This window comes from Pantoea sp. CTOTU49201, assembly GCF_032054795.1.
GTDB lineage: Bacteria > Pseudomonadota > Gammaproteobacteria > Enterobacterales > Enterobacteriaceae > Pantoea > Pantoea symbiotica.
This window is the reverse complement of sequence record NZ_DAMBSA010000290.1, coordinates 1-6,349: the sequence shown is the minus strand read 5'-3', so window position 1 is coordinate 6,349 and position 6,349 is coordinate 1. Positions and strand designations below refer to the sequence as shown.

The following is a 6,349-nucleotide window of genomic DNA, read 5'->3' as shown; positions in this document are numbered from 1 at the left end:
GAACCTGCGACCTCTTTTTCCTGCCTGTGCGCTGCTGCTGAGCGGCTGCGCCACTATTGTCGGCACTGAAACGCAACCGGTTAAAATTGACTCCTTGCCACAAGGCGCGCGTTTCACCGTGCAGGATGAGACCGGACGCGCGGTGGCGCAAGGGTATACGCCGCAAACCGTCGAGCTAGCGAAATCTACCGGGAATTATTTTGGTAAGAAGCACTATCAGGTGATGCTGGAGAGTCCAGGCTACGTGCCGTTAACGTTGCCGATCGAGGCCAATGCCAATTTGTGGTATTTGCTGGGAAATATTCCGCTGTTGGGCTTCCCCGGTTGGCTGCTGGTCGATCCCTTCTATGGCGGCATGTACGATCTCAAACCTGAACATCCGCAGCCGAAGCTGAACGTCGTCGGCGCACGCGGGTAATTACGCCGCCATTAATGGCGTAATGCCGCTCAGTTAAGCAATAAATGCCTATGTATGAAGGTGCGCATGAATGCGCACCCTACGAAAAGCTCGGCAAACAGCTGTAGGGTCGCCATTTATGGCGACCAAAAGATTACTGCGCGGTGGGCTTGACCATCGCATTAGCGCTTTTATGCTGCGCCAGATGCTGCTGCTGGAAAATGCACATGCGGATGGTGTTGCGGTATTCGCCGTTGATGAAAAATTCGTGCTTCAGTACGCCTTCCACCTCAAAACCCAGCTTGGTGTAGATATGCACCGCCTTCTTATTCTCTTCATCGACAATCAGATAGAGTTTGTAGAGATTCAGCACCGAAAAGCCGTAATCCATCGCTAACTTTGCCGCTTTCGTGGCTAAGCCTTTGCCCTGATGTGAGGGATCGATAATGATCTGAAACTCAGCGCGGCGATGCACGTGATTAATCTCGACCAACTCCACCAAACCGGCTTTGTGTCCATCATGCTCCACCACAAAGCGACGCTCGGTTTGGTCGTGGATGTGTTTGTCATACAGGTCAGAAAGCTCGACGAAGGCTTCGTACGGCTCCTCAAACCAGTAACGCATCACGCTGGCGTTATTATCTAATTGATGCACAAAGTGTAAATCTTCCCGCTCCAGCGGACGTAACTTAACCGTCATACGGTATTCCTTGTTGTTGAATGTTGTTCCACGATGCGGCCCTGCGCCATGCGCGCCGCGCGATCGCACATGTGATCGATCACATCCGGATCGTGGCTGACCAGCACCATGGTTAACCCATCTTTCTGCTTCAGATCGTTGAGCAGGTTGAGGATCTCGGCCTGCACCGACATGTCCAGCGCCGAGGTCGGCTCATCCAGCAGCAGGATCTTCGGTTCCAGCAGCAGGGCGCGCACAATTGCCACGCGCTGGCGCTGACCACCTGAAAGCTGATGCGGATAGCGATCCGCCAGCGCTGGATCCAGCCCGACATGGCGGAAGCCGGCATTAATGCGGTCATCGATATTATCACGCTTGAGCATTTTCAGCGGTTCCGCCAGCGTGCGACGCAGGCGATGACGCGGATGCAGTGAAGCGTAGGGATCCTGAAACACCATCTGCACATCGCGACGCAGCTGGCCAGTGAACGCTTTGCCGGGCTGCACGGCGGTGCCCGCCAGCGACATGCTGCCGCTCCAGTGCGGATTCAGTCCCGCCAGCACCCACAGCAGCGACGACTTGCCGCAGCCGGACGGGCCAACCAGACCAAAACACTCACCGGCCGCGACCTGCAGCGACACATCGTGCACCACGGTGCGCAGCTCGTAACCTTGCTTGTGCGAAACGCTGAGGTTCGATAACTCAATCATAATTCTTCTCCAGCGCCGCACGATCCAGCACCGGCAAACGCTCGCCGTGCGTGGCTTTACTCGGACGACAGGCCCACAAGGTGCTGGTGTAAGGATGGCTGGCGTTGGAGAGCTCGGACGCCGGCAAGGTATCCAGCACGCGGCCCTGATACATCACCATCACGCGTTCGCAGTGTTCGGAAACCTGTTGCAGATCGTGGCTGATCAGCAGCAAACCCATGTTGCGCTGCTCCACCAGACGACGAATCAGCGCCAGCACCTGATCGCGCATCGCGTGATCGAGTGCTGAGGTTGGTTCATCGGCGATCAACAGTTCAGGATCGGTGATCAAGGCGATCGCCAGCATCACGCGTTGGCCCATGCCGCCAGAGAGTTGATGCGGATAGCGCTTCATCAGCTGACGCGGATCGGGCAAGCCGACCGCATCCAGCATCTCGCACACTTTCTCTTTGCGCTCGGCGCGGCTCAGTTTGTGGTGCAGCACCAGCGGTTCTTCCACCTGCCAGCCAATAGTGCGCGTGGGATTGAGTGCATATTTCGGATCCTGCATCACCATCGCCACTTTGCTACCGCGCAGCTGGATCCAGTCACGCTCGCGCAGGCTCAGCGCATCGGTGCCAACAATCTGCAAACGCTCGGCCTGCAAATGCAGCGAAGGCGACAGCAAGCCCATCAGCGTGCGCGCGGTGAGCGATTTACCGGAACCGGATTCACCCACCAGCGCCACGCGCTCGCGGCCAATTTGAAAGCCAATGTTATCGACCAGCAGCGCATCATCGCTGCGAATCGTCAGGCCTTGTACATCAATTAACAGATCATTTGGCATGACGAGTATCCAGTCGGTCACGCAGGCCATCGCCTGTCAGGTTAAACGCCAGGCTGGCGAACAGAATCGCGCCGCCGGGTGCGGCGGCAACCCACCATTGGTCGAAGATCACTTTACTGCCTTCTGCCACCATCGAGCCCCATTCTGCGGTAGGCGGTTGCACGCCCATGCCGAGGAAGCCGAGGCCAGCGGCTGAAAGAATAATGCCGCCGAGGCTCAGCGCGGCGCGCACCACCGCCGTTGGCATACACAGCGGCAGAATGTGACCAAACATCAGGCGCAAGCCGGTGATGCCCTGCATGCGCGCGGCGGCGAGGTAATCACTGCGGCGCAGCGCCAGCGTTTCCGCACGCGCCTGACGGGCAAACGGCGGCCAGCTGGTAAGCGCCAGCGCCAATGCGCCATTCATCAAGCCGGGGCCGAGCATGGCGACCAGCGCCAGCGCAATCACCAGATTCGGCAGCGACAGGAAAATATCGGTGATGCGCATCAACACGCGCTCGGTCCAGCCGCCCACGTAACCGGCGGTGATGCCGACCAGCAGGCCAACCGGAATGGTCAGCACCAGAATCAGTGACACCAGCAGCAGCGTTGGGCGCGCGCCGTAAATCACGCGTGAAAGCAGATCGCGGCCAAAGCCATCGGTGCCGAACCAGTGCAGCGCTGACGGCGCCTGCAAACGCTGGGAGATGATCTGCGCATTGGGATCAAAGGGCGCCAGCAACGGCGCGAACAACGCCATCGCCACCACAATCAGCACCAGCGTCAGGCCGATGGTGAGCGAGGTGACGCGCGCGCGACGGCGGCGCGGACGCAGCGTTTCCAGTTCAGAGAGTTGTTGAGTCATCGGGTTCTCGGATCGGTTAACCAGGTCAGGGCATCGGCCAGCGCGTTGAGCAGAATAAAGCAGCTGCCAATCAGCAAGGTCGAGCCGAGAATCGCCGGTACATCAGAGGAAAACAGCGCGTTGGTCATGTAGCGACCGACGCCCGGCCAGGCAAATACCGTTTCGGTCAATACCGAACCTTCCAGCAGCGTGGCGTAGGAGAGGGCGATAACGGTAATCAGCGTGCCCAGCACGTTGGGGAAAATATGACGCAGCAAAATGCGGCCACGGCTGGCACCTTTAGCGCGCGCTAGTACCACGTACTCTTTGCTGCTCTCTTCCAGCAGCGCCGCGCGCAGCAGGCGCGTAATGCCCGCCATCGCCAGCAGGCCGAGAATCACCACTGGCAGCCACAAATGGGCAATCGCATTGCGGAACATCTCGGGATCGCCGGACATCCAGCTATCAATCAGCACAAAGCCGGTTTTCGGCTCCAGCGTGTAGATCCAGATGTCATCGAGCTGGCCCGGTCCGGCGGACCAGTGCAACACGGCGTAAAACAGCAGCAAACCCAGCAGGCCGAGCCAGAACACCGGCACCGAGTAGCCAAGCAGCGAAACAAAACGCGCCACGTTATCGATGATGCTGCCCGGTTTCCACGCCGCCAGCAGCGCCAGGGCAATACCGAACACTGCGGCAAAAATCATCGCGCAGGTCGCCAGCTCAATGGTGGCGGGGAAGGTGCGCATCAGGTCGGCGCTAACCGGTTGATTGGTTAGGTGCGATAAGCCGAGATCGCCGCGCGCCAGATGGCTGATATAGCGCCAGAACTGCACCAGCACCGGCTGATCGAGGCCGAGATCGTGGCGCACCTGCGCGTAAGTGGCTTCGCTGGCGTGATCGCCGGCGATCTGTTGCACCGGATCGACTGGCGACAGGTGCGACAGCATAAAAGTGAACGCTAACAAACCGACCAACGTCACCAGCAGCGAAAGCAGGCTGGTAACGAGGTGGCTAACGCGTTGCCAGAGTGGCCGGGCGAACCCGGCCTGTGAAGCTGACACTGCCATTACTTAGAAACCTGCGAGTAATACACCATGTCCGGGTTGATGCCCTGCACATAGCCTTGCAGATTGTCGCGCAGCGCGATCAGGTTTTTCGCCTGCAAACCAATCACGTACGGCGAATTCTTCAGCACTTCACGCTGCATCGCCTGATAGAGTTCGACGCGCTTGTTGTTATCGCTTTCGGCGGTGGCGGCCAGCGTTTGCTTGTTCAGCTCTGGGATATGCCAGTCAGAACGGTAAGCCACGGTTTTGCTGCCATCTTCCGGGTTGTAAGCGAAGGAGGCGGCGTTGGTATTAGGATCGAAATAGTCTGCGCCCCAGGCATTCAGGGTGGCTTCGTATTTGTGCGCCTTCACGCGGGTAGAGACTTCAGAGCTCAGGCCCGGCTGCACTTCAACCTTCACGCCGCCTTTGGCAAAGCTGCCCTGCAATGCCTGCGCGATGTCGAGGTAAGGCGGCTGGTTGCTGGTGGAGAGCTTAAAGCTAACGTTGGTCAGACCGGCTTTCTTGAGAATCGCTTTGGCTTTCTCAGGATCGTAAGTGTATGGCGTGTCGTTGATTGCGCCGAGGAAACCTTTCGGCAGGAAGGTCTGATGCACGTCGAACTGGCCTTTCAGCAGGTCGTTAGCGATACCTTTATAGTCGAACAGGTAACGAGCCGCTTCCCACAACGCCGGGTTCTTCAGCACCGGATTTTCACCAATGTTGAACTGGATGTAATAGAGCGACGCCATCGGGATCGCTTCGGTCTTCACGCCCGCTTTGCCTTTCAGCGAAGCGATTTGATCCGCGCCGAGGTTACGTGCGATATCCACATCGCCCTGTTCCAGCAGCAGACGGCGCGCCGCCGGTTCCGGTACGTTTTTGATCAGGATGTTTTTCAGCTTCGGCGCACCCGCCGGAGACGTTGGGTTGGCGCTCAGCAGAATCGCTTCATGCAGCACCACTTTACGAATCTGATACGGGCCGCTACCGGCAGAGTGAGTGCCGAGCCACGCGTGGCCGAAGTCACCATTCTTCGCATTGGCCTGCGCGGTTTTCTCATCAACAATCGAAGAGACCGGCGCGGAGAGCAGGCTGAGCACATACGCCGGGCTGACGTTGGCGCTCCAGCTGATCTGTACGTGGTTGTCATCAACCTTCTTCAGGAAGGTATCGACGTTATCTTTATTCCAGCCTAGCTGGGTAAGAATAAAGGAGGGATCGAGGTTGAGTTTCACCACGCGACCCAGCGAGAAGATCACATCTTCCGGACGCAGTGGATTGCCGCTGGCGAACTGAGCGCCTTTGCGCAGTTCAAAGGTCAGGCTGCGATTATCGCTGCCCGCTTGCCAGGAGGTCGCCAGCGTGGGCTTTAAATCGGTGGGATTGGTGGGATCGGACTGAACCAGGCGCTGATAAATGTTAGTGAATGCTTGCACTGTTGTCAGCTCAAAGCCCTGCGCGGGATCGAAGCTGTCGGCATCGTCGGTGGACTGGGCAATAACCAGCGTATCTTTCGGCGTCGCTGCCTGAACAGAGAAGGCGGCTACCAGCGATAACGCCAGCAGTGATGGAATAATTTTTTTCATGTTGTTTCCTTGCCTAAAAAAAGTAACGCGAGTTTACGAGAGCGCAGCAGTGAAGAATAGTCAATTTCAGGCTATGCATATGCATTAATGGTCTAAGTCGGGTGGTTCAGTTATAAGGATTAAAGCTGTGTGGCCGTCGTAGGTTCGCCATTCATGGCGACCAATAATTCTTATATCAACTCAACTGCAACGAAATATAAATGATCTGTGATTAACCAATAATTAACTTTACTTCGTTCCTTCCGGGAATATAATGGCCGCAATTTCAAAGCA

At 57.3% G+C, this 6,349-nt stretch carries 7 protein-coding genes; 1 reads left to right on the top strand and 6 read right to left on the bottom strand.

The genetic code is table 11. From position 1 onward, the window contains the following. Nucleotides 1-4: 4 nt before the first annotated feature. On the top strand, nt 5-418 hold the full coding sequence (locus RTY00_RS17910) for a hypothetical protein (protein WP_312665333.1): 414 nt from the start codon (nt 5-7) through the stop codon (nt 416-418). Nucleotides 419-551: 133 nt separating this feature from the next. Here RTY00_RS17910 and speG read toward each other — a convergent pair whose 3' ends face one another. Genes speG through RTY00_RS17880 form a run of 6 tightly spaced genes read right to left on the bottom strand, consistent with a single transcriptional unit; the run spans nt 552 to nt 6,076 of the window. Then, entirely contained in the window at nt 552-1,097 is a 546-nt protein-coding gene (speG, locus tag RTY00_RS17905; protein ID WP_312665332.1) for a spermidine N1-acetyltransferase, read from the bottom strand. Then, nucleotides 1,094-1,786, bottom strand: a complete 693-nt coding sequence (locus tag RTY00_RS17900) for an ABC transporter ATP-binding protein (RefSeq protein WP_061718040.1) — start codon at nt 1,784-1,786, stop codon at nt 1,094-1,096. Before RTY00_RS17900 ends, speG begins: the two co-directional genes overlap by 4 nt. After that, nucleotides 1,779-2,612 (bottom strand): ABC transporter ATP-binding protein, encoded by an 834-nt coding sequence (locus tag RTY00_RS17895; protein ID WP_008101594.1) that lies wholly within the window; start codon nt 2,610-2,612, stop codon nt 1,779-1,781. Before RTY00_RS17895 ends, RTY00_RS17900 begins: the two co-directional genes overlap by 8 nt. Next, a complete protein-coding gene (locus tag RTY00_RS17890; RefSeq protein WP_008101592.1) occupies nt 2,602-3,459 on the bottom strand; it encodes an ABC transporter permease in 858 nt (285 codons plus the stop codon). The genes RTY00_RS17895 and RTY00_RS17890 overlap by 11 nt, the downstream gene beginning before the upstream one ends. Then, complete coding sequence (locus RTY00_RS17885; RefSeq protein WP_154181619.1) at nt 3,456-4,508, bottom strand: ABC transporter permease; 1,053 nt, start codon at nt 4,506-4,508, stop codon at nt 3,456-3,458. The genes RTY00_RS17890 and RTY00_RS17885 overlap by 4 nt, the downstream gene beginning before the upstream one ends. Next, complete coding sequence (locus RTY00_RS17880; protein WP_008101588.1) at nt 4,508-6,076, bottom strand: ABC transporter substrate-binding protein; 1,569 nt, start codon at nt 6,074-6,076, stop codon at nt 4,508-4,510. Before RTY00_RS17880 ends, RTY00_RS17885 begins: the two co-directional genes overlap by 1 nt. Between the last annotated feature and the right edge of the window lie 273 nt (nt 6,077-6,349).